General features: G+C 63.5%; 27 protein-coding genes. 23 read left to right on the top strand and 4 right to left on the bottom strand.

What is annotated here, in order from left to right:
- The 12 genes from VMX79_03235 to priA all read left to right on the top strand — a co-directional run.
- Window positions 1–1,120: glycosyltransferase family 39 protein (locus tag VMX79_03235; GenBank protein ID HUV86104.1), on the top strand; the 1,120-nt coding region annotated here is incomplete at its 5' end.
- A gap of 33 nt (window positions 1,121–1,153) precedes the next feature.
- Window positions 1,154–1,573 carry a nickel-responsive transcriptional regulator NikR gene (gene nikR, locus VMX79_03230; GenBank protein ID HUV86103.1) on the top strand — a complete coding sequence of 140 codons (420 nt, stop codon included), beginning with the start codon at window positions 1,154–1,156 and terminating at the stop codon, window positions 1,571–1,573.
- Window positions 1,574–1,640: 67 nt separating this feature from the next.
- Window positions 1,641–2,288, top strand: a complete 648-nt coding sequence (locus VMX79_03225; GenBank protein HUV86102.1) for an energy-coupling factor ABC transporter permease — start codon at window positions 1,641–1,643, stop codon at window positions 2,286–2,288.
- A complete protein-coding gene (locus VMX79_03220; GenBank protein ID HUV86101.1) occupies window positions 2,285–2,575 on the top strand; it encodes a PDGLE domain-containing protein in 291 nt (96 codons plus the stop codon). Before VMX79_03225 ends, VMX79_03220 begins: the two co-directional genes overlap by 4 nt.
- On the top strand, window positions 2,572–3,252 hold the full coding sequence (gene cbiQ / locus VMX79_03215) for a cobalt ECF transporter T component CbiQ (protein HUV86100.1): 681 nt from the start codon (window positions 2,572–2,574) through the stop codon (window positions 3,250–3,252). Before VMX79_03220 ends, cbiQ begins: the two co-directional genes overlap by 4 nt.
- Window positions 3,249–3,953: an ABC transporter ATP-binding protein gene (locus tag VMX79_03210; protein HUV86099.1), complete on the top strand. Its 705-nt coding sequence runs from the start codon at window positions 3,249–3,251 to the stop codon at window positions 3,951–3,953. Before cbiQ ends, VMX79_03210 begins: the two co-directional genes overlap by 4 nt.
- A gap of 283 nt (window positions 3,954–4,236) precedes the next feature.
- Window positions 4,237–4,755 carry a hypothetical protein gene (locus VMX79_03205; GenBank protein ID HUV86098.1) on the top strand — a complete coding sequence of 173 codons (519 nt, stop codon included), beginning with the start codon at window positions 4,237–4,239 and terminating at the stop codon, window positions 4,753–4,755.
- A 302-nt stretch (window positions 4,756–5,057) separates the two neighbouring features.
- Window positions 5,058–5,222 carry a hypothetical protein gene (locus VMX79_03200; GenBank protein HUV86097.1) on the top strand — a complete coding sequence of 55 codons (165 nt, stop codon included), beginning with the start codon at window positions 5,058–5,060 and terminating at the stop codon, window positions 5,220–5,222.
- A 14-nt stretch (window positions 5,223–5,236) separates the two neighbouring features.
- Window positions 5,237–5,503 carry an FmdB family zinc ribbon protein gene (locus VMX79_03195; GenBank protein HUV86096.1) on the top strand — a complete coding sequence of 89 codons (267 nt, stop codon included), beginning with the start codon at window positions 5,237–5,239 and terminating at the stop codon, window positions 5,501–5,503.
- Between the two features lie 28 nt (window positions 5,504–5,531).
- A complete protein-coding gene (locus VMX79_03190) occupies window positions 5,532–7,205 on the top strand; it encodes a peptidyl-prolyl cis-trans isomerase (GenBank protein HUV86095.1) in 1,674 nt (557 codons plus the stop codon).
- A 69-nt stretch (window positions 7,206–7,274) separates the two neighbouring features.
- Entirely contained in the window at window positions 7,275–7,484 is a 210-nt protein-coding gene (locus VMX79_03185) for a DNA-directed RNA polymerase subunit omega (protein ID HUV86094.1), read from the top strand.
- A gap of 69 nt (window positions 7,485–7,553) precedes the next feature.
- On the top strand, window positions 7,554–9,806 hold the full coding sequence (priA, locus tag VMX79_03180) for a primosomal protein N' (protein ID HUV86093.1): 2,253 nt from the start codon (window positions 7,554–7,556) through the stop codon (window positions 9,804–9,806).
- A 6-nt stretch (window positions 9,807–9,812) separates the two neighbouring features.
- Here priA and VMX79_03175 read toward each other — a convergent pair whose 3' ends face one another.
- The gene (locus VMX79_03175; GenBank protein ID HUV86092.1) at window positions 9,813–10,298 is read right to left on the bottom strand and encodes a hypothetical protein; all 486 of its coding nucleotides are present in this window, start codon (window positions 10,296–10,298) and stop codon (window positions 9,813–9,815) included.
- 263 nt (window positions 10,299–10,561) lie between these two features.
- On the opposite strand from VMX79_03175, the gene VMX79_03170 reads away from it, so the two are divergent.
- On the top strand, window positions 10,562–11,005 hold the full coding sequence (locus VMX79_03170; GenBank protein ID HUV86091.1) for a DUF2141 domain-containing protein: 444 nt from the start codon (window positions 10,562–10,564) through the stop codon (window positions 11,003–11,005).
- On the opposite strand, the gene VMX79_03165 is transcribed toward VMX79_03170, so the two are convergent.
- Both VMX79_03165 and VMX79_03160 read right to left on the bottom strand, forming a co-directional pair.
- The gene (locus VMX79_03165; protein HUV86090.1) at window positions 10,961–11,740 is read right to left on the bottom strand and encodes a hypothetical protein; all 780 of its coding nucleotides are present in this window, start codon (window positions 11,738–11,740) and stop codon (window positions 10,961–10,963) included. The genes VMX79_03170 and VMX79_03165 overlap by 45 nt on opposite strands.
- Before the next feature lie 137 nt (window positions 11,741–11,877).
- Window positions 11,878–12,477 (bottom strand): hypothetical protein, encoded by a 600-nt coding sequence (locus tag VMX79_03160; GenBank protein HUV86089.1) that lies wholly within the window; start codon window positions 12,475–12,477, stop codon window positions 11,878–11,880.
- A 228-nt stretch (window positions 12,478–12,705) separates the two neighbouring features.
- Here VMX79_03160 and VMX79_03155 point away from each other — a divergent pair, with 228 nt between their 5' ends.
- From VMX79_03155 to VMX79_03110, 10 genes are all read left to right on the top strand, one after another.
- Window positions 12,706–13,686 (top strand): hypothetical protein, encoded by a 981-nt coding sequence (locus tag VMX79_03155; GenBank protein ID HUV86088.1) that lies wholly within the window; start codon window positions 12,706–12,708, stop codon window positions 13,684–13,686.
- A gap of 46 nt (window positions 13,687–13,732) precedes the next feature.
- A complete protein-coding gene (locus VMX79_03150; protein ID HUV86087.1) occupies window positions 13,733–14,446 on the top strand; it encodes a PHP domain-containing protein in 714 nt (237 codons plus the stop codon).
- A 4-nt stretch (window positions 14,447–14,450) separates the two neighbouring features.
- Window positions 14,451–15,422, top strand: a complete 972-nt coding sequence (locus VMX79_03145) for a tyrosine recombinase XerC (protein HUV86086.1) — start codon at window positions 14,451–14,453, stop codon at window positions 15,420–15,422.
- A gap of 27 nt (window positions 15,423–15,449) precedes the next feature.
- A complete protein-coding gene (locus tag VMX79_03140) occupies window positions 15,450–15,617 on the top strand; it encodes a hypothetical protein (GenBank protein ID HUV86085.1) in 168 nt (55 codons plus the stop codon).
- A 37-nt stretch (window positions 15,618–15,654) separates the two neighbouring features.
- On the top strand, window positions 15,655–16,194 hold the full coding sequence (gene hslV / locus VMX79_03135) for an ATP-dependent protease subunit HslV (GenBank protein ID HUV86084.1): 540 nt from the start codon (window positions 15,655–15,657) through the stop codon (window positions 16,192–16,194).
- 122 nt (window positions 16,195–16,316) lie between these two features.
- Window positions 16,317–17,417 carry an aminopeptidase gene (locus VMX79_03130; protein ID HUV86083.1) on the top strand — a complete coding sequence of 367 codons (1,101 nt, stop codon included), beginning with the start codon at window positions 16,317–16,319 and terminating at the stop codon, window positions 17,415–17,417.
- A gap of 16 nt (window positions 17,418–17,433) precedes the next feature.
- Window positions 17,434–18,480, top strand: coding sequence for a 23S rRNA (adenine(2503)-C(2))-methyltransferase RlmN (gene rlmN / locus VMX79_03125; protein ID HUV86082.1), 1,047 nt, complete (start codon window positions 17,434–17,436; stop codon window positions 18,478–18,480).
- A gap of 1 nt (window position 18,481) precedes the next feature.
- Window positions 18,482–19,348: an MBL fold metallo-hydrolase gene (locus tag VMX79_03120; GenBank protein ID HUV86081.1), complete on the top strand. Its 867-nt coding sequence runs from the start codon at window positions 18,482–18,484 to the stop codon at window positions 19,346–19,348.
- A gap of 32 nt (window positions 19,349–19,380) precedes the next feature.
- Window positions 19,381–20,310, top strand: coding sequence for an ornithine carbamoyltransferase (gene argF / locus VMX79_03115; protein HUV86080.1), 930 nt, complete (start codon window positions 19,381–19,383; stop codon window positions 20,308–20,310).
- Between the two features lie 29 nt (window positions 20,311–20,339).
- Window positions 20,340–21,080 carry a hypothetical protein gene (locus VMX79_03110; GenBank protein ID HUV86079.1) on the top strand — a complete coding sequence of 247 codons (741 nt, stop codon included), beginning with the start codon at window positions 20,340–20,342 and terminating at the stop codon, window positions 21,078–21,080.
- A gap of 61 nt (window positions 21,081–21,141) precedes the next feature.
- On the opposite strand, the gene VMX79_03105 is transcribed toward VMX79_03110, so the two are convergent.
- Window positions 21,142–22,368, bottom strand: a 1,227-nt coding sequence (locus VMX79_03105) for a right-handed parallel beta-helix repeat-containing protein (GenBank protein HUV86078.1), incomplete at its 5' end; no start/stop codon positions are given.

Here is a 22,368-nt window from a genome sequence, read left to right as displayed (position 1 = left end):
CAACTTGCCGCTCGTCTGGGTCGAGCGCTTCGTCGAGGACGCCCGCAACATACTAAGCCTGCCCCATCCGCTCGTCGACGTCACACGCGTTACGGAGCTCGTATACGTCCACGCCCATTGCCGCGTCCGCCCCGCCTTCGTCTACTGGCTGCTCGGCGGCCTGGACCGCGTACTCGGCGGCAATACATACGCCCTCGCTCTCGCGTTTATGGTAATCGCCGCCGCCAGCATCCCGGTACTATATTACGGCGCGCGAGCCATAACCGACAAGGGCCGAAGTTCCTGGGCCGCGGCCCTGCTGGCCACCGCGCCGATATTATTAATATTCGGCTCGGAACCCGACGGCCTTAATTGCTTGCTGGCGACGGCTATTATGACTTTCGGCCTCCGGGCGGCCACGACGAAGAGGCCCTGGCCCTGGGCGGCGGCGGCGGGCGTCGTTTTGGCGGTGGCGCTGACGACGTCGTACGTACTGGCGGCGCTGATACCCATCCTGGGCGCGTTCGCGCTGGCCGCGGCGATTAGGGGTCGCGGGTGGCTCCGCTCGCTCGGGTGGTGGGTCGCGGCGGCCGCGGTCGCCTTGGCGGCGCTCGCCGCCTTCCAACTCGTGAGCGGCTACGACCACGTCGCCGTCTTCAAGCGGTGCTTCGCCGAAGCCCAAAGAATACACGCCGCCGGCGACGACGTAGTTAAAATTATCGGAAGGACCCTCGGCCTACCCGGCTTCGAACCGCCGGGCGCCGGGCACCGGGAGTACGGCGTTTACGTATTCGCCAACTTGTTCACGCTGGCGGCCTCGATGGGCGTCCCCACCGCGGTGCTATACGCGCGGGGATTATTCCGAGCCGTCGCCGATAAGGAGGTGCGGCGGTCCTTTTACGGAACCGTAACCCTCTGTTTCGCGGCGGCGTTCCTGGCGTTCAACTTCTCGGGGCTCGTGTTGGGCGAGATGGAGAGGGTGGGCGCGTTCCTCGTCCCGATGTTCGTCGTACCCGCGGCGGCGGAGCTTATGCGGCTCAGCCGCGAGCGGGGCACGGCCGCTCGAGCGCCGGCGATAATCTTGGCCTTGAACGTAACCCAGGCCCTCTTGTATAATCTATTATTCTGGAGCAAGTTTTAGAAACACGTTTCTAAGCGCGGCGACTTCGTAGATATGTCTAAAATTAGCCGTTTCGGCGTTTCGCTGGCGGAAGAGCTCCTGCGCGAGTTCGACCGTTTGATAGGCCGCAAGGGATACGCCTCCCGCTCGGAGGCCATCCGCGACCTTATCCGGGACTACCTGGCGGAGGAGGCGTGGAAGGCGGGGCGAGGCCCGGCGGTCGGGACCGTCACGCTGGTTTACGACCATCACGTCCCCGACCTCCAGGAGAAACTCACCGACGTCCAGCACAAACACGCCGGCGTCGTCGTCTCCACCCTTCACGTCCACCTCGAGCGGCGCCGCTGCCTCGAAGTCCTCGTCGTCCGCGGAAAAGCAAACGAGATCCGGGCCCTGGCGGGCCGACTCATCGGCGCCCGCGGCGTCAAGCACGGCAAGCTCACCCTCGTGGCCGCCGGTAAAGAATTACCTTGACGGGCGCCGGTTATTTTTTTGCGGTTTAGTAGCACGATATTGAAATATGTGTTATCCTTAATAAGCGATGCACATACCGGACGGTTTCCTGGACGCGAAGACGTTCGTCGCGCTCGACGTCGTCGGCGCCGGCTTCGTCGCCGTTGCCGCCGCGCGCGTCCGCCGCGTATTGAACGAACGCGCGGTGCCGCTGATGGCGGTGCTCGCGGCCTTCATCTTCGCCGCGCAGATGCTCAACTTCCCCGTCGCCGGCGGGACGTCGGGCCACTTCTGCGGCGGCGCATTGGCCGCGGTCTTGCTGGGGCCCTGGGCCGGCGTGCTGGTAATGACGCTGGTGCTCGTCATCCAGGCGCTGGCGTTCGGCGACGGCGGCATCCTGGCGCTCGGCGCCAACGTGTTTAATATGGCCGTCGTCGCGCCGTTCGTGGGCTACGGCCTGTACCGCCTGATACGGCGCGTGTGGCGAACCGAGGCCGGCCGGTTCGCCGGGTCCTTCGCGGGGGCCTGGCTCGCCGTAGTGGCGGCGGCGACGGCGTGCGCGTTGGAACTCGCCGTATCGGGAACGACGCCGCTGGCCGTCGTCCTCCCGGCGATGGTCGGCGTACACGCGGTAATAGGCCTCGGCGAGGGCGTAATCACCGCCGCCGCGTTGGCCGCGGTCCGAGTCAGTAGGCCGGACCTGCTGGAGCTCGCCCGGGGAGGCGGGGCGCAGTGAAGACGTTTACGTGGGTGGCCCTGGCCGTCGCCTTGCTACTGGGCGTCGCCGTCGCGCCGTTCGCCTCGAGCCGGCTCGACGGCCTGGAGCGCGTGGCCGAAGACAATGGTTTCCCGGGCCGGGGCGAAGGCGAACCCCTCGTCTCGTCGCCGGTTCCGGACTACGCTTTCCCCGGCGTCGGGAGCGAAGGTTGGGCGACCGCGGCGGCGGGAGCGGTCGGCACGCTCCTGACGTTCGCCGTCGCGTTCGGCCTGGCGGCGGCGCTGCGCAGGCGCCGCGATAAATGAGACACGATTTCTTGGATAAATACAGCGACCGCGGCGGCCCGCTCCATCGGCTCGAGCCCCGGGTAAAAATCGTCGCCGTGGCCGCGGTCCTCCTCGGCATGAATCTATTACGGACGCCGCCGGCGTGGCTCGGCGGCGCCGCCGCGGGCCTGGTCGTCGCCGCGGTCGTATTCTCGCGCCTCCCCTTCTTCTACGTCTTCCGCCGGGCGGCCGTCGTTCTCCCCTTCGCCCTTATAATAGGGATATTCCTCCCCTTCACGACGGAAGGCCGGGCCCTGTGGCAATGGCCCCTATACGGCCGCGCCGCGGTAATTACCGACGCCGGCCTACGGCTATACGCGACGGTAATCCTCAAGGCCTACCTCTCGCTGGCGTACGTCGTTCTCCTTCTCGCGACGACGCCGTTTCAATCGCTATTGAAGGGGCTGGCCTGGTTCCGCGTTCCGGTATTTTTCTTATCGTTGCTCTCGTTCACCTACCGCTACATATTCATACTGGTGGAAGAAATCGAGCACCTGCAGCGGGCGTGGGCGTCGCGGTACTTCGGCCGGCGCAGGCTCGCGCAGTTCCGTACGCTCGGGCCCGCGGTGGCCGCCCTCTTCGTCCGCAGCTACGAGCGCGCCGAACGCGTCTGGGCCGCGATGCTGAGCCGCGGGTATGATTTAAACAAGATATGACCATCGCCGTAAAAATCCGGAACCTCAAATACGCCTACCCCGACGGGACCGCGGCCCTGGCCGGCGTGGATTTAACGGTCGAGGAGGGCGCGACGGTCGGCGTCATCGGCGCCAACGGCGCCGGCAAGTCGACGCTGATGTTGCACCTCAACGGCATATTGAACGGCGGCGCTGCGGTGGAGATATTCGGGGAACGGATAACGCGGGGCAACGTCAAACAGATACGCCGCCGCGTCGGCCTCGTCTTCCAGGACCCGGACGACATGCTCTTCATGCCCCGCCTCGGCGACGACGTCGCCTTCGGCCCGCGGAACCTGGGGTTGCCCGAGGACGAAGTGGCCGCGCGCGTACGGGAGGCGCTGGCCGCTACGGGTCTGGAAGGTTACGAGAAACGGTCGCCCCATCATATGTCGCTGGGGGAGCGGCGGCGCGCGTCGTTGGCTGCGGCGCTGGCGTTGCGGCCCGAGGTACTGGCGCTCGACGAGCCGACGGCGAACCTCGACGGCCGCGGCCGCCGCGAACTGGCCGAACTGCTGGCCTCGCTCGGCGGCACCAAAATAATCGCGAGCCACGACCTGGCGTTCGTAAAAAAGTTATGCGCCGGGGTCGCGGTCCTCGCCGCGGGAAAGGTAGTTGGGGCCGGGCCGACGCGCGCAATCTTAAGGGACGAGGCGCTATTAAAGGAATACGGCCTCTTATAGACGGTTTGCAGTGAAACCGCGAGCCGGTAGGACCGATGAGGCCGGTATTAAATCCCCCCGAACGGCCTTGACGCGGCCGCGAGTTATAGTTACTATATTATTCGAAATAAATAATTGAGCCGTAACCGTCCAGCCGTTGAAAGGAGGCGCCCCCATGCGAAGACTTGCGGTTACCTTTACCTGTATTCTGGCCGCCGCCCCGGCCTTCGCGGTCCAAGTTATCGTGGGCGGGACCCAAAGTATCGAGGGGTTTCCATTTTACGGGTGTTGAGACTACAGCGCCGTGAGGACCCAGGACCTGGTTCTTCAAAGCGACGCCGTGCCCGCCGGTTCGATCACGAAGGTGGAATGGCACGCGAACGGTAGTATAGTCGGGGGGACATATAAAGATTTCCGAGTAAAATTATGCCACACGAACCTCAACGCGCTTACGAATACCTTCCAAACTAATTACGGCGGCAACACGCCCCTGCGCGTGTTCTATCGGAGCTCGCACTACGTCAAACCCCCGGCGGAATCGTGGTTCGGCTGGGCCTTCGACGCGCCCTTCGCGTACAACGGTACCGATAACTTTATAATAGAAGTCTGGTGGGAGGAGGACGAGGGCGAGGCCGCGGCCCCCACGTACATCACCAAAATCATGTCGCGCGGCCTCTACTCCTCTATCCGGTACGGCCAACCCCAACACGGCTACCCGAACCAGGGCGAGTTAATGAACTACCTCCACCACATGCGCATAACGCTCGAGGGCATCGGCGTCGCGCCAACCTCTCTCGGCCGCGTCAAAACGTTGTACCGGTAGCACGCTTCCCCAATGCAAAACAAAAAAGCCGGCCCGCAGGCCGGCTTAATTTTTCGTCGGCCTTTACCGGGCAAAATTATTACTACGACAAAACGGGACGCAAAGACTAATATATATGACTAAAACGGTACCCTAGGCATAAAAACGACGGTTTTTCGTAGCGTTGCCCTAAATCTTTGAATATCAACTGGTTTCGGTCGAAAACCTATTACGTGTCGCCAAATTAGCGCATATATGTTCTTGCTTCGTAACGGCGAATATGTTAAAATACCCGCTAATCCACTTAAAAACTTAACACGTTTATGGCGAACGAATCGAAGATCGTTTACCGCCTCGTCGTCGCGGTCCTGTTTTTGCTGACCGCGGCGCTCGTTCTAATCCCCAACCGATACTGGGTCGCGGCCTCGAAGAAACTCGTGCCCCCCGAGAAGCTGGCCGAGTCTACGCGCCCGGACCCCTGGGGTTAAACCCTCCCAAAATTATGCCTACGTACGAATACGAATGTCCCAAGTGCGGCTGCAAGTCCGAGAAGTTCGAATCGATTACCGCCGAACACCGGGCCAAGTGCCCGGAATGCGGCGCCCGCTGCCACCGCCTCATAAGCGCCGGCGCCGGCGTCATCTACAAAGGCTCCGGCTTTTATACTACCGACCACCGAAGCGAATCCTACAAAAAGGCGGCGGAAAAGGACCGCGAGGCCGCGAGCGCCGGCGGCGGTAAAAAAAATTCGACCAAGGACAAAGATTAAGCCTTTACGGCTAACGGGTGGTGCAGACATGGCGCGTGCAAAAAATTGGAAGAGGTTACTCGCGTTCACGCTGGCGGCTTTCGCGACGGTAGCCGCGGGCAAAATCGCCACCGGGACCGAGGAAGGCCGGTCGCCCGACGCGGTCGTGGCCGCCGTCGGGGGCGAGAAAATTACCGAGGGCGACCTCGACGAGATGCTCGAGCTGATGGACCCGCTGGAGCGGCGCACCTACGATAACCCCGAAGGCCGCAAGATGCTCCTGGACATCTGGATCAAGAATAAAATACTCGTCGCGGAGGCCGAGCGCGTTAAACTCCATAAGGACCCGGGCGTCAAACGCGATATCGAGGACGCACGCATCCGCATCCTGGCGTCGACGTATTTCCAACGCTATATCGCCGAAACCCTCGGCGTCCCGGACGAAGAGGTCACGCGCTACTACGAGGCGCACAAAAGCGAATTCCTCGAGCCTTCCCGCGTACAGCTGCGCCATATCTTAGTGGATAGCACCGCGGAGGCCGAAGCGGTCCTCGCGCGGTTGGCGGCCGGCGAAGACTTCGGCGCGGTAGCGGCCGAAGTATCGAAGGATGAGTATACGGCGCACCAGGGCGGCCTTATCGGCGAAGTCAAGGAAGACCTCACGCCGTTCCAGGTGGGCAACTGCGAAAACTTCCGCGAGGTCGTCTTCGGCCTGGAACCCGGAAAACCCTCCGCCGTGACGCCCAGCGATCGCGGCTACCATATCTTCCTGGTGGACGAACGCACCGAAGAGACGTATACGCCGCTGGACCAGGTAAAGTACCGCATACGGGACCGGATACTCCTGCCGGAAAGCGACGCCCGCGATTACTTCAACGCTCACCGCGACGAATACGTCATCGAGGAGGGCGTCCTCGCCCGCCAGATCGTCGTGAAGACGGCGGCGGAGGCGCGCGAGATGCTTCGGCGGGCGCGCGCGGGCGAAGACTTCGAGTCGCTGGTCAAGTTGTACTCCACCGACTCGGCGACGATGAACAACGGCGGCCTGCTCGGCTGGGTCCGCCCCGGCGGCTACATTCAGGGAATAGGGCAAAACGAGGAAATAGAGAAGGTCCTCTTCGCCGCGGCCGAGAACGACGTCGTCGGCCCGTTCGAGCTGGACGACGGCTTCCACGTATTCAAGGTTGACCGGCGCCGCGACTTCCGCCAGATGGAATTCGACGAAGTGCGAGACCGCATATTCTCGAAGCTCCTCGACGACCGGCGTCGCGAATACTTCGACCAGGCCTTCGCCGACTTGGAAAGAGAATACAAGGTGGAACGCTTCGATTGGGCCCGGACGTACGACGATATGAGCCCGGACGAACTTATGGCCGAAGCGGAGGGGGCGGCGACCCCCATCGTCGCGATTCAGGGATACGAGAAATTCGTCGAGCGCTTTCCCGACCGCGACGGCGCCGACAAGGCGTTGTTCATGGCCGGCTTCCTATACTCCGAAGAGTTGAACGACTACCCCATCGCCAAAGATAAATTCCGGGCTTTACTGTCCTCGCACCCCGACTCCGAATACGCGTCGTCGGCGCGCTGGATGATAGAACACATGGGCGAAGAGAACTTGACGTGGCCGGCCGGTTTACCGGGGCCCGAGGGCGGCGAAGAGGACGCGAGAGAAACGCCGGAGCCGGAAGAGGCCGCGCCGCCCGCCGGCGAAAGCCGGGAATAGTCGCTCGTCCCCAGGTTAACCCGCATAAGAGGTAGAGGTTACCACGCTATGGAATCGGACGAACAAAATATGATCGAGAAAGTTTTCGAGAATTCCCCCAACGACTTCGCGACGGTCCTCGCCATCGCGAGCAGGGCCCGCCAAATACTCGAAGAATACCCGAAATACGAGGAAAAACTCGAGGACGAGAAAGCTACGATGATCGCCCTGGAAGAATTCGTCGCGGGACGTTTCACGTTCGAGGCCGACTTCCGTAAAAACCCGAACGACGAAGATTAAAACCGGCAACGCGATCACTTGGCCGGGCGGTCGACTACACGCCGCCCGGCTTTATGTTATTATTAACCGTTGGCGCACGAAAAATTTATCGACGTTCACTTCACGCGTCCTCCCTTCGGGCCCCTCACCTACCGCCTGGAGGGAGACGACGCGCCGCTCCCCGGAACCCGCGTCGAAGTCGAATTGGGTAATAAACCGGCGGTGGGCCTCGCAGGCCGGTCTCCAACCCGCCCCGCCCCCCACGTAAAAATCAAAACCGTCACGAGGGTAATAGATTACGAGCCTATTTTCCCGCCTTTCCTGTGGGAATTGCTCGCGTACGTCTCGCGCCGCTACGCGGCCTCCGTCGGCGAGACGGCCGCGGTCGCGCTGCCGGTCCCGCTCGACTTGAAGCGCGACGACGTGCTCGTATTGACGGCCGAGTTCGCCGCCGCCCCCGAGCTGAGCCGGTTCAGCGAAGAGGAGCGCGAGCTGGCCGCCGACGTGTGGGGCGCCGGGTGGCTCGGCGCCAAAGCCGTAGGCCGGGGCGACGTCGTGCGGCTCCTCCGCGAAAAAAACGTCCTCGCCGTCGAACCGTACGCTACCCGGCCCCCCTTGGACGACCTTCTGGTCTATGCCGCGGCAACAGACGACAAGAAGCTCGGCAAACTCGGCGCGGCCGTCGTCGCCGCCGCGGCGAGCGGGCCCGTGCCGGCGGCCCGCTTTTGGGCGAACGCCAAAGAACGGAACGCTCTCCGCCGCCTTCTGCGCGCGCGCCGGGCGGTGCTAGGGCTGGCCTCGAAATCGCCGCCCGGGCAACCGCCCGACGCCGGCGCCGTTATTATAACCGGCGGGGACGGCGGCTTGCGGCTGGAGGAAGCGCTCGCCGTAACGCGCGACGTAGGCGCGAGCTCGGTCCTCGTCCTCGTCCCGGAAATGTACCGCGTACCCGCGGCCCGACGAAAGTGCGAGGATATCCGGGGAGAACCCTTCGCCTCCTATTACTCGGAGATGTCGGCCGCGGCGAGATGGGAAGTCTTCCGGCGGTGCCGGCGCGGGACCGTCACCCGCGTCGTCGGCACGCGTTCCGCGCTCTTCCTGCCGCTGCCGCGCGACGCCGCCGTAATCGTAACCGACGAAGCCGATAACGCGTACAAGCAATGGGAGCGAGCACCGTACTACAACGCTCGCGACGTAAGCACGACCCGGGCCGCAGACGCATCCCTCGTGATGACCGCCGGCGCGCCCGCCCTCGAGACGTACGCCCGCGTGCTATCGGGCGAGGTCCGCCGGCGGCGGCTGCCGGCCGAGGCCCGAGAGGCCGAATTAACGCTGGTCGATATGTCGGAAGTAGTGGCGAACGAAGGGCCCGTCATCCTCTCGAGGGTTTTGGCCCACGGTATACAAGATGCGCTCGCGGCCGGCGAACGCGCGTTGGTAGTCGTCAATCGGCGGGGCTACGTCCCGCATATATATTGCGGCGCGTGCGGTAGGTCGCTGGCTTGCGACCGGTGCGACGTCGCGTTCACGTACCACAAGGACGAAGAAGTCCTGCGGTGCCACTATTGCATGCGGCGGGAGCCGCTCCCCCGCCGCTGCCCGTACTGCGGCAAGGAGAAGCTCGCCGGCGTGGGCTTCGGGACCGAGAAGCTGGCCGCGGAAATCCGGCTGCTCCTGCCCGACGCGCGCGTGGCCCGCGTCGACTCGGACGCGCTGAGGACGCCCGCCCGGGTGCGGCCGTTCTGGGAAGCCTTCGCCGCCGGCGGGTACGACGTCGTCGCGGGAACGCAGATGGCGCTCCGGGCCCTAGACTACGCGGACCTCACGTTCGCCGCCCTCGCCAACGCCGATACCGCTATGAACCTGCCCGATTTCCGCGCCTCCGAGCGGACGTACCGCACCATAAGGCGGATGTTGGAGCCCTCGGCCGCGAGCCGCCGCGTCGTAATCCAGACCTTCCACCCAGACCATTACGCCGTCGCGGCCGCCGCGGCCGACGACTACGACGCGTTCGCCGAACGCGAGCTCGCTTTCCGGCGCCGCCTCGAGCTCCCGCCGTATACCCACCTCGTCAACGTCGTCGTGGTCGAACGCAAGGATGCCGGCGGGGCGAAGGCGGACGAGACCGCCGCGCGGCTTCGGGGGATATTCGGGCCCGGGGCGACGGTCCTGGGCCCGGTGCCGGCGCCGGTGGCCCGGGCGAGAGGCGAACGCCGCCTCCAAATATTGGTTAAAGGAGAGTTGGGGGAAATAGAAAGCGCGGCCGGGGAACTCGCCGCGCTCGTCCGACGCAAGGGCCCGACGACCGTCAAGGTCGACGTCGACCCCTACGAGCTGTTCTAAAACCTTTTAGAGGAGTACCGTTTTGATCCGCCCGAGGGAAGTGGGCATCACCGGCGCGCCGCTGAACGTTACGCGCAAGCGGTCCGTCTTGGTCGAGAGCTGGCCTTCGGTCGCGCTATACTCCTTATGTATGAGGAGGCGGCTCGAGGCGGCAACGTACCCCCAGACCTCGACCTTCGTCGTGAGCGTCGGGTTGCGCCAGCGGACCTCGACGATTAAATTGTCGCGGTTGTTGTAGGCGAACGGCATCGTGCACGCTACGCCGAACCACTCATCCTTTCTGGCGTTGATCGTGAAAGGGTTCAACGTCGCGACCAGCGTCGGCGTGTTGCCGCCGTAATTAGCGTTGAAGTTCGTCGTCAGCGCGGCCAGCGGCGTATGGCAGAGCTTCATCTCGAATTCGTAAAAATAGCCCGCGGCATACGTACCGTACGATTCGTATTCGACGCGCGTGACGGGGCCGGCGAAGTTCAATTCACTTTTGAGGACCAATACCTGGACCCGGTACTGCGGCCCTCAAGACCCGCAAAACGGGATGTTTAAATTGAACTCCTTCTTGCCGACGACTACCTCGCCGCCGAACGCCGCGCCGGATAACGCGACGGCCACGGCCAGCGCCAAAACTTTTTTCATGGTTCGGCCTCCTTTATATTTTACGCCAACGATATTATTATACGAATAATCCCCGGCCCGTAAAAGGGAAAACGCGAAGCTACAAGCCTGATGTCCGGCCCGAAAAGGGGAGGCACCAGCTAATGAAACGCGCGGTACCGGCCTTCGTAATTCTACTATTAGCCGTCGGCGTAACGCCCGCCCAGCTCACGGCGTCGCGGGGCGAAATTACCGTCTTCGCGGAGGGCTTCCGGAGCGAGGCCGGCGAAGCCCGCGTCGCCCTGTTCGACGCGAGCGACGGTTTTCCGGAGGAAGCCGCGAAAGCGCGCGAGGTCGCCCGCGTAGAAATCCGGGACTATGAAGCTCGAGCCGACTTCACGGACCTCCCGTACGGCACTTACGCCGTCGCGGTCCTCCACGACGAAAACGCGAACGGCGTATTGGACCGTAACTTCTTCAAGGTCCCGACGGAGGGGTACGGCGCCTCGAACGACCCCGGCGGAACGACGGAACGCGTGAGCTACGACGACGCCAAATTCGCTCTATTCCAAAAATTCCTCGTAATCCGCATCCACATGCGTTATTAATCCGGCGTAGGCGCCAAGAAGAGTTCGCGGCAGCGACTTCGCGGGCGTGAGGTCGGCGGGCGCGGGCGGCGGCTCGAGCCCCTCGGCACCCCCCGCTTCTTCCCAAAGGCCGTACTTCGCAAAAACTCCGTCGAGGTTCTTGCGGCGTTCGCCGGCGTCCAAGGCCGTCACGGCGCAGAGGCTCCGTTCGCACCGCGCGCACATCGCCAACCTGGTGTCGTCCAGCGTTTCGTACCCGTCCGCGAACCTCATTACGCACGGGGGTTGGCGGCAGTGGAGCAGGCCGAAGGTGTGGCCCGTCTCGTGCACGAGCAGCTTCGCGAAGCGGACCATCCTCCGCTCCGGGGTAGCGCAATAGAAGCCGAAGCGGTACGTCGACACGACGGCGCATTTCCCCGGGCACCGGCCTATCCCGAAGAGGAAGTTCAAATCCCCGGCGAAGATGTCCCGGGCCGTAATCCCCACCGCCCGGTACGCGCCGCGCGGCGCGTTGACCTCCACGTAGCGGAGGAAACCGTTCGCGCCGTATTGCCCCCTTGCGGGGTAATAATATTCATCTTGGAGCGGAAGCGGCTCGCAGACCAAGGTCTCCCGGCCGAACGACGCCTCGACGACGTCGCGCGCGAACGCGAGGTCGCTTTCGGCGACCTCGCCTACGGGTACCACGCATATCTTCCCGACCACGGCCGAGACCGCTTCCTCCGTGGCGTGAGTTGGGCCGCGCCGCGTATGCACTAAAATTACGAACGCCGCCGCGGCGGCGATTACGAGGCAAATTGCGGCCGAAGGTAGATGTTTGTCGACTTTTATCTCGAGCAGCCGTACCGGCCGGCGGCCCGCGAGCCCGCCTTAACGTTTACCCGCGACGAGCCTTATCCCCCGGCCTTGAAATCGACCAAATCCACCAGCTCGTGTTTCTCGCCGGGGAGGTAGTGCTCGTATTTGATGCAGCCGACGCCGGCGGCGTACCACCAGACCTCGTAACGCCCGGGCTCTCGGACGTAATCGTAGCGGGCCCGGTAGACGTCGCCGAAGTCCCCGAAGGGCACGCTGAGCTCGAAAGGGCCCCTGACCGAAACGCGGTGCTTATCGTCTTCCCAGTATTGGCCGTCGGCGGGCGGTAATTTCAGCCAAAGGTAATAAGCCGCCTTGGGGTTGGCCTCGGTCCAGTTGGACCAAACCTCGTCGCCGGCGACGCGGACGTAATAATCCCCGTCGGTCTCGCGCGAGCGCCATATCTTCACCGGCCTACCCTGGGCGTCGTACGCGGTCCCCGCGATCACGGTTTCGATCGCGATAGGGCCGCCCGCGTTTTTTCCCGAAAGGTCGCGCCACCGGCCTTCCATCCGCCAAAAAGTTTTATCCCGAGCCGGCCAGTACGAACCCGGCGGCTCGCCCGGGCCGCTCACGTCTTCGCTGCACGTCGCGCAAAGGACAGCGGCCAAAACCGTAGCGGCGATTACCCGCAACATAACTAACCCCTTCGACACGTAAGGTTACTCTACCGAAGCAAGCTGGACTTTCAGTTCGGCCCCCGCGGCCGTAACGCGTCGCGACAAGTTAAATATACAACGGCCGGGCCCCCAGCGCAAGCCGAACGCGCCCTAAAAACGCTCCGGCCCAGGCCGGTCGCCGGCGGCCGAGCGTAAACCCAGCGTTCTCAATTGATATAACAGGCCGGGTATGTTATTTTAAACTACATGGAAGCGAAAATCGCCTGTCGCGCGGCGGTAACGGCGGCCGCGGTCGTTTTGATAAACGCCGCTTGCGCCCCCGTTACCGTTAGTCGGGAAACGTCCGACCCCGGGACGACGTGGGTGGCGGACGAAAGCACCGGCCGCGTCCTAAAAATCAATAAGGAGTGCTCCGCCACCGTCGCCTCCTCGACGGACCTCGGCCGCCCGGTCGCCGTCGTCTTCGACTCCTACAAAGGTTACTGCTGGGCGGCGGACGCCGACGGCGGCCGCGTCTTCCGCCTCAGCTCCCGCGGCGTCGTCGAAAAGACGCTCTACGGCTTCGGCGAGCCCGTGTCGCTCGCGTACTTCCCCAAAGAAGACGCCGTCTGGGTAGCGGACCGCGCCCAAGGCAAAATTTATAAATTATCTGAAGAGGGGACCGTTCGCGCCGTCCTCGACGGTTTGCAAAAACCGTCGGCCGTCGCCGTCGACGGCCGGCGGGGCGAGGTGTACGTCGCCTGCGCGAACTCGGTCGTACGCTGCGACCGCTGGGCACGACCCATAGTAACTTTCTACGGATATAAAACCCCCCAATCGCTGGCGTTCGACGACGGCTACGGCTTCCTGTGGATAGCCGACACCGGGAACGGGCGCATCGTTAAAATAAAACCTTCGGGGGAAGTCGTCGCTGAATCGCGCGCACTCGAGAACCCCGGCGCCGTCGCCGTCAATCCGCGTTCCGGTTTCTGCTTCGGCGCCGACGCGGAAGCCGGTAAAATCGTATCGCTCAAAGGCGACGGCACCTTACGCTGGGTGAACGACAAAGACTACCCGCGGCCCAACGCGCTCGCGGCCAACCCCGTAGACATGTCGCTATGGGTCGCTGACGGGTATAAATTCGCCGTCGCGAAATTGATAGGGAATACCGGCGAACCGGCCGACAGCCGGCCCCTCCCCGGTTTCGCAAATCCCGCAGCCCTTTACAGCGACCCGGGTACGAGATAAGAAACCGCGCCGGCCGGGTAATCCGGCCGTCGGCCTTCGCGCGTTCATGCAAAAAATCGACCTCCACATACACACGGTCCACTCGGATAGCCCGCTCACCGTCGCCGAAGTCGCGCGGCGCGCGCGCCGGGCCAAAGTCGTCGCCGGCATTTGCGACCACCTGTCGCCCTATCACAAGATGTTCGAAGCCGGGGCCTTCGACGACTACGTCGCCGACGTTCGCGAACACGACCTCTTGCTGGGGGCCGAGTACTGCATCGGCGAGGAGATACCGGTAGACGACGACAGGCTGGCCGAACTCGACTACCTCCTGGGCGGCGTTCACGCCGTCGCCGTCGGCGGCGAAAGATATTTCTTTTGGGGAACGAACCCCCCCGACGACGAGGACGCGTTCTTAACGGCGTACCTGGAGTTAACGCTCAAAGCCTTCTTAGAGGACCCGCTCGACGTAATCGCGCACCCCACCTACCTCCCGGCCCCGTTGAGCCACCGTTACGACGATTTCTGGAACGAGCAGCGGTGCGGCGAGCTTTGGGCCGCGGCCTCGGCGCGCGGCGTCGCCGTCGAAATAAACGGCCGGTGGGCCGTCCCGGGCCCCAAACAAATCGAACTGGGGGTCGAGATGGGCCTTACGTTCGCGGTCGGCTCCGACGCCCACGGTCGTAATGAGCTCTTCAACGTCGATTACCCGTTGCGGATGGTCGCGCGTTTCGACATTCCCGAAAACCGCATCTTCCTGCCGCGGCGCAAAAAAACGTGACGTTATGGCCGAAGAAGAAATCGCCGCCTTCCTCTCGTACCTCGCCGACGTCGAGCGCGCGTCGCCGCATACCGTACGCGGCTACGCCGGCGACCTCAAACAGCTGGCGGCGTTCGCCGCGGAATACGACCCCGGCCGCGACGTAACGGCCCTCGCGACGCTGGACCTCCGCCACTTCCTGGTATACCTCCGCGAAGCCGGCGTCTCCCCGCGCTCGCTGGCACGTAAGCTCGCCTCGCTCCGCCGTTTCTATAAATATTTAAGGCATATGGGGCTTTTGAAGGACAACCCCGCGGAAGCGCTGCGTACGCCCAAATTCCCGAGCGCCCTCCCTAACTACCTCAAAGTCGACGAGGCCGCGGCCGTCCTCGACCACGCCGAACGCCGGGCGCGAACGCCCGGCTCGAGCCGGTTCAAGGACGAGCGGGCGCGCGAAAAGGCCGCGGCGCGCGCGGTGCGCGATTGGGCCATTATGGAGCTCCTTTACGGCGCCGGCATCCGCGTGGGCGAGCTTGCCGCGTTAGAGCCGGGCGACGTCGACGTCGAGCGGGAACTGGTAACCGTAGTGGGCAAAGGCGACAAGATGCGGGTCGTGCCGACGGGCGCGAAGGCCGCGGCCGCCGTAGCGGAGTACCTAACCAATCGCGATAAATTGCTCCCAGCCGCCGGCGAGCGGAAGTTGTTCCTGAACCACCGCGGCAAGCGGCTGTCCGAGCGGAGCGTGCACCGCGTCGTCGCCCGTGCCGGCGGCCCGGGCGTCGGCCCCCACACCTGGCGCCATACCTTCGCGACGCATATGCTCGACGCCGGCGCCGACCTCGAAACCATTCGCGAGCTCTTGGGCCACGAAAGCGTCGCGACGACGGCTATTTACGCCCACGTTTCCGCCAGCCGCCTCCGCGAGGTCTACGACCGCTACCACCCGCACGCGGGAACGCGGGGAAAACGCGACGACGAAAAAAGCCGGGGCGGCTAGAAAAACATTTTAACGGCGGGTAGTTTTATGTATAATACCCGACCGAACGACGTAACGCTCGGCGAGTTCGGCGACCGGGGAGGCGAACTCTTTTTCGACTATCGCGTCTTTTCCGAATCGGACGACGGACGGCGCCGCGAGGCCAAGGTTAAAGTGCGACCCGGCCCCGGTAAACGTACGCGCTGCGTCGAATGAATTTTTACATATGAATAATAAAAGGCGACCGCCAACCATGAAAAAAGCGCACGGTACGACGGTTATCTCGGTTCGGCGCGGCGAGGCCGTCGCGATGGGCGCGGACGGCCAGGTCACGGTCGGCGACACGATACTCAAGACGGGCGCGGTGAAAGTCCGTGAGATGTTGGACGGCAAGGTCCTGTGCGGCTTCGCCGGCGCTACCGCCGACGCGCTGGCGCTGTTCGAACGGCTGGAGGAAAAGCTGAAAGCCCACCCGGCCAACCTCCCCAAGGCGGCGGTAGAGCTCGCGAAGACCTGGCGTACCGACAAGATGCTCCGCCAACTCGACGCGCTGATCGCCGCGGTAGACGCCGAACATTCGTACCTCATAACGGGCGCCGGAGACGTCCTCGAGCCGGACGACGGGATAATCGCGCTCGGTTCGGGCGGCCCGTACGCCCTCGCCGCAGCCCGCGTCCTGCTCAAGCATACGGACCTCGCCGCCGGGGATATATGCCGCGAAAGCCTGGCCGCATCGGCGGCGATAGACCTGTACTCCAACGGGAATATAACGGTCCTCGAGCTTAAAAAGTAAACCGCCGTAAGTCGGTTCCGGCCGCCGAGGCGGACTTAATAACGGAAAGCACCTCCGCGGCGCGGACGTATTTTACGAGGACAACTAAATCTACGTTTTAATTAGAACGGAGAAAAGGAAGAATGTATAAACCAGACTTCGCCACTATTGCGCGCCATATCGTACACGACAACGCCCGCGTCCGTTCCGGCGAGAGAGTGCTCATCCGCGCCCGCGCCGACGCCCAATATTACGCCGAACTAATAGGTACCGAATGCGCGCGCGTGGGCGCCCATCCCCTTATCCTCGCCGCCAACGACGAGTTCCGGCTGCGGGTCGAAAACGAAACCCCTCCCGAAGTACTGGCCGAGGCGCCGCCTCACTTAATCGAGCTGATACGCAACTCCGACGTCGTCGTCAAAATAGACTCCAACTGGCGCAATCCTCTCCTCAGCCGCCAGCTGTTGCCGGAGCGGGCCACGTTGGTTCAAAAGCGGACCAAGGCCGTGATGGACGTCATGTACTTCACCAAAGAGCGGCGCGTAATAGTGACCGATTTCCCCACCGTCGAACAGGCGAACTTCTTCGGCATAGACTTCCAAAAATACCACCTGCTCTTCTGGCGCGCGGTAGAAGTACCGCCGGCGACGATAAGGAAACGCGCCCACAGCGTCCGCGACAAGCTCGGCGACGTAAAACGCATATCGATAAAATCGAAGAAGGGAACCGACCTCGCTTTTTCAATATCAGGCCGCAAGGTGTTCATCGACGACGGTATCCTGGGTTACCCCGGCGACGACAACGGCCCGCTAATCGCCAACGTCCCGGCCGGCGAAGTGTACTGCGCGCCGCTGGAGGATAGCGTAAACGGCCGCGTAATCCTCGACCGCGCTTTCATCCAGGGCAACCGCATCCGGGACCTCGTCCTGGAGTTCGAAAACGGCGACGCTAAAGCCGTAGAAGCCAAAGAGGGATTCGACGTCTTCGCCGACTTCGTCGACGCCGGCCACGGCGATACTATGCGGCTGGGCGAGTTCGGCGTGGGGCTCAACCCCGCCGTGGTCGAAGCGTACGGTTCCGTCCTCACGGACGAGAAGATGACCGGCACCATACACCTCGCCCTGGGCGAAAACCGCTTTATGGACGGCGTGAACTCGTGTTCGTATCACCAGGATATGTTGGTCTTCGAACCTACGGTGGAGGCCGACGGCGCGGTCATCATGGACAAAGGCGAGTTGGCCTAACGCCCGTAACGGCGCTATGGCAGGGGATAATTCGAGAGACGTAACGGCCTTGAGCGGGGCCGAACGCGCGGCCTTCGTAAGCGCCGCGGGGGAACCGCCGTACCGCGCGGGCCAGCTCGAGCAGTGGCTATTTCCCCGGGCCGCGGCGACGTTCGACGAGATGACGGACCTGCCGGCGGCCTTCCGCGAATCGCTCGCGCGAGCGTTCTACATCCCCCGGCCCGCCGTGCGCGACGAGGCGGCCGACGACGACGGCACCGTAAAGTATTTATTGGAGTTGCGGGACGGCGCCCGGGTAGAGGCCGTGTACATGTCCGGCGGCGACCACGACGCGGCCTGCCTTTCGTGCCAGGCGGGTTGTCAGTTCGATTGCCGCATATGCGCCACCGGGGCCCTCCCGTTCCGCCGCGACCTGACGGCCTACGAAATCTTCGCCCAATTCGCCCTCATCCAAAGCCGCCATCCCGGGTCGCGCATCCGCAACGCCGTCCTTATGGGCCAGGGCGAGCCGTTGGCCAACTCCGGAAACGTGGCCGAGGCCGTGGGCCTTTTGCGGGAACACTTCGACGTCGGGAGCCGACGCATAACGGTATCCACCGTCGGCATCCCCGACAAGGTCGTTAAATGGGCGGACCAGGGGCCGTCGGTCAAGCTCGCGGTCTCGTTGAACAGCGCGATTCAGGAGACGCACGACCGCCTTATGCCGCGGGCCGCCCGTTACCCGCTCGACGACCTAGGCCGGGCTTGTAAGTATTACGCGCGGCGTACGCGCCGCCGCCTTACCTTCGAATACGTCCTGTGCGACGGCGTAAACGACGACCGCCGCCACGCCCGGGCGCTGGTCGCTTTCACGCGGCAGATACCGTGCAAGATAAACGTAATCCCGTTCAACGAGTGGCCGGGGGCGCCGTACAAGGCGCCGGGCGAAGAAAGGCTGGCCGCGTTCCTGGCGGAGGTGGCGCGGGGGCCGATGGCGCTTACGGTCCGACGGCCGCGCGGCGCCGCGGTACACGCGGCATGCGGCACGCTGGCCAACCGGACGCCGGCGGCGATAGAAGGTTAACGTGACGTACTACCAGGTAGGAGACGTAAAGGTTTACCTGTTGCGGGACGCGGTGTACTGGACCGACGCCGGCGCCATCTTCGGCATCGTCCCCAAGCCCGTATGGTCGAAGCACGCCAAGCCGGACCGGCGGGGGCGGGTCCCGCTGGCCGTCAACTGCTATCTGATCCAATCCAAACGGCGCAACGTCCTCGTCGACACCGGCCTGGGCAACAAGCTCAACGCCAAGTGGCGCGACGTCTACGCCGTCAAAAAGGACGGCGCGCTGCTCGAGGAGTTGGACAAGGTCGGCGTCGCCCCCGACGACGTCGACGTGGTAATCCTTACCCACCTCCACTTCGACCACGCCGGCGGCGCGACGACGATAGACGAAGACGGCGTCCTCCGCATCACGTTTCCCAAGGCTACGTACTTCGCGCAGCGCCGTGACTGGCTCGACGCCACCCGCCCCAACGAGAGAACGCGCGGCGGGTACCAACCGGAAGACTTCCTACTGTTGAAGGAAGCCGGGCGCCTAAGACTTCTGGAGGGGGACCAGTACGTAACCAAAAACGTCTCGCTGGTCGTCACCGGCGGCCACACCACCGCGCACCAGGTCGTTCGCGTCGCCTCCCGGCGCCGGGTGGGATACTTCCCCGCGGATATCATACCGACCGCGGCCTACATCCCGCCGGCGTACGCCACCGCCTACGACCTTCACCCGCTGACCACGTTGGAGGCGAAGAAGACCCTCCTGCGCCGCGCGGTGCGGCGACGGGCTTTGCTATTCCTGCCTCACGAAATAGATAATCCGGTCGGGAGCGTTTCGCTGGACGACAAGAAACGGTACGTCTTCGCGCCGGCGCCTCCCGGCGGAAACAACGCTTAACGCACCGCGGCGCACGTAGGGAGCCCCGTCAAATGAAGGTAGATTTAAGCGGCAGGTCCTTTTTGTCGCTCGCCGACTTCACGGCCGACGAAATAAACGCCATACTCGAGCTGGCGGAGGAGCTCAAACGGGAGCGCGCCGCCGGCGTCCGTCGCGACATCCACGCCGGCAAAACGCTCGCCCTCCTTTTCCAGAAGCCGTCGCTCCGAACGCGCGTATCCTTCGACGTCGCGATGCACGAGCTGGGCGGCGACGCGTTGTACCTGGGCCCGGACGAAGTCGGCGTCGGTAAACGCGAGTCCATAGCCGACGTCGCGACGGTCCTCTCGCGGTACGTCCACGGCATCGCGGCGCGGGTCTTCGGCCACGACATCGTCGAGGGCCTGGCGGAATACGGCGACGTCCCGGTAATCAACGGCCTGTCGGACCTGCTGCACCCCTGCCAGGTACTCGCCGACCTTATGACGGTACGCGAGCGCCTCGGCCGGTTAGACGGCCGTACGCTGGTGTACGTCGGCGACGGCAACAACGTCGCCAACTCGCTGATGCTGGGCGGCGCCATAACGGGCCTCAACGTTACGGTCGTCACGCCGCCCGGCTTCGAGGCCGACGCGGGAATAGCGTCGCGGGCCCAAGAACTCGCCGACCGCTCCGGCGCCGTAATCGCCGTCACCAACGACCTCGCCGCGGCGAACGGCGCCGACGTACTCTACGCCGACGTGTGGGCCAGCATGGGCGAAGAAGACGTCGCGGCCCAAAAGAAGCAAGCCTTCGCCGGGTTCACCGTCGACGCGGATATGGTCGCGGCCGCCGCCCCCGACGCCATCGTCCTCCACTGCCTCCCCGCCCACTACGGCGAGGAGATAACGGAAGACGTCGCCCGGGGGCCGCAGAGCGCGATATGGGACGAGGCCGAGAACCGCCTCCACGCCCAAAAGGCGCTCTTGGCCCTGGTGTTATGAACGCCGCTAAAACGTTAACACGAATTATTATGATTTCTCTCGCGTTGGCGGCCACCCCGGCCGCCGTTCGCGCGGGGAGCGACGGCGAAATCCCGCTTTACCTCTGGTCGGACCCGTACCCTTTCAGAACGGTGGAAGCTGCAACGGACGACGCTTATCGCCCGGGCGACCTGGCCGTAGTCGCCGGGAAGTGGCAGCGCGGCGGCCTGGCCGGCGGCGCCGTCCTCTTGTGCTCAATTAAAGAACCGGACGCGGGCGAAAAAAACGTCCTGACGGAAGCGCCGTTCGACGTGCGATATTTCTATCTGGACGTACTGCCCGCCGACGCGCCGACGGACGAGCCCGGCGGCTTCGCCCGGGCGCGGGGCCTCGTCGCCGCGGACGACCTGTACGAATACGCCTACATACTACGGCCCGATAAATTGGAGACGTTGGGGCGACCTGTTTTGGACGAGGAAAAAGTGCGGAGTACCCTCGCCGCGCTGCGCAAGGACATAAAAAAGATAAAGCTCGATTTAATTACGGGCGAGGTCCACAAACCCTATAATAGAAAATATAAAATCGTCGCCGACGCGGCCGAGGCCGAGCTCGAGCTCGATGCCGCCGACTACGAGCGCGGCTTGGCGGTCGTGAGCGCCCGCCTGGAGCGCCTGCCGCCGCTCGACAGCGACGTCCTGTTCAGGTATTTGGACGTGTACATCGTTACCGATTTAGAGACCGGAGAGCCGCGGTGGGCGCTGGCGTGCGTGGGGGGGTATTATCTCGAGTAAGCGGTTTTCATTCGGAACAAAAAAAGCCGGCCCGCAGGCCGGCGTTACTTAGTTAGGTCGTTTAACGGCCAAGGGCCTTCGACGCCGGCCCCGCCTGCCCGGACGTCGGCGCATCCTTAAACGACGCCTTGATTCGCCCCAGCGACGCCGGCGCGACGCCCACCATCGGCTTGCTCCACATAACGTACCCGACGTTCGGGTCGTCCCAGTGGTCGTAGATGCGGGTGACGTTGACCTCCTGCCAGGTCTTGCCCTCCATCTCTTGCTCCGACTGCGGGTCCCAGGCGTTGCCGTAGGCCGGGATATTCTCCGGCGAGGCGTTGTAAACGTCGTAGCCGGACTTATTGCCCGCGAAGGTATTGCCGCCGGGGTCGCCGGGGGTCCCGAGGTCCGGCCTATCTTCGGGAATATAGACGCCGTGGGCACCGTTACCCCTGACGGTATTACCCCTTAATTTAGCCTCGCCCCAAACCTCGACGCCGTTGCCGCGGTTGTCGATCGCGTCGTTATTATATACGACGATGTAACGATCCGGCTTAGGAGTACAACCCGCGGATATGCCCAAATCGTTATCGCTGAAAACGGAATCGTGTACGGAAAGGTGGCAGCCGTAGTAAGGACCCCTGGGTCCCCGCAATCCTACGCCGGTTCCACAGCCGTAGAATTCGCAACTGCATACCTCACCCCGGTCGTAGAATATGCCTAAATCAACCGCGTAACCTTTTACGTTGAAAAAGCTACATCCGGTTACGGTAGCAAAAAACTCGCCGGAAGCAGATATGCCGCCTTCGCAATTCGAAATAATACAATCCGAAAAATACAAACTTCCAAACTCGAAAGTCTGGCGAACCGCATAACGGCAATCCTCTATAACGCAATAATACGTCCGTAACCGGCCGCTATAAGGGCCCGCGGCCAAAGCCGTACCGCCCGGATAGTTAAAATGGCAATTACTCAAGAACAGCTCTGCTTGCGCCCCGCCCCGCGCAAAACCGTATATGCGGAATGCCCCTACGCCGCCGTCGTAATAATTTTCGCAGAAGACCCCCCCAACTAACGTCGCCTCCGGGTTCCCGACGAACTCGCTACCGGCATCGTCTTCTCCTACGGTAACCTCCTCCTCAAACGTCCCCCGGCACATAAAAGTGTTCTCGCCGCTTACGCGCGAGAGGGCGTAGGTAATCGTGCGCCAAGGCTCGAGGAGGCCGCCGTTGCGCGTCGCGTCGTCGTGGCCGTCGTCGCTGTCGACGTAGTACGTCGCCGCCTCGGCTGAGCCGAGCGCGGCGAC

The sequence above is a fragment of the bacterium genome, assembly GCA_035529855.1.
In the GTDB taxonomy this organism is placed as follows: Bacteria; RBG-13-66-14; B26-G2; order WVWN01; family WVWN01; genus WVWN01.
Note: the sequence above shows the minus strand (reverse complement) of the source record. Positions and strands in the feature narration are given on the sequence as shown.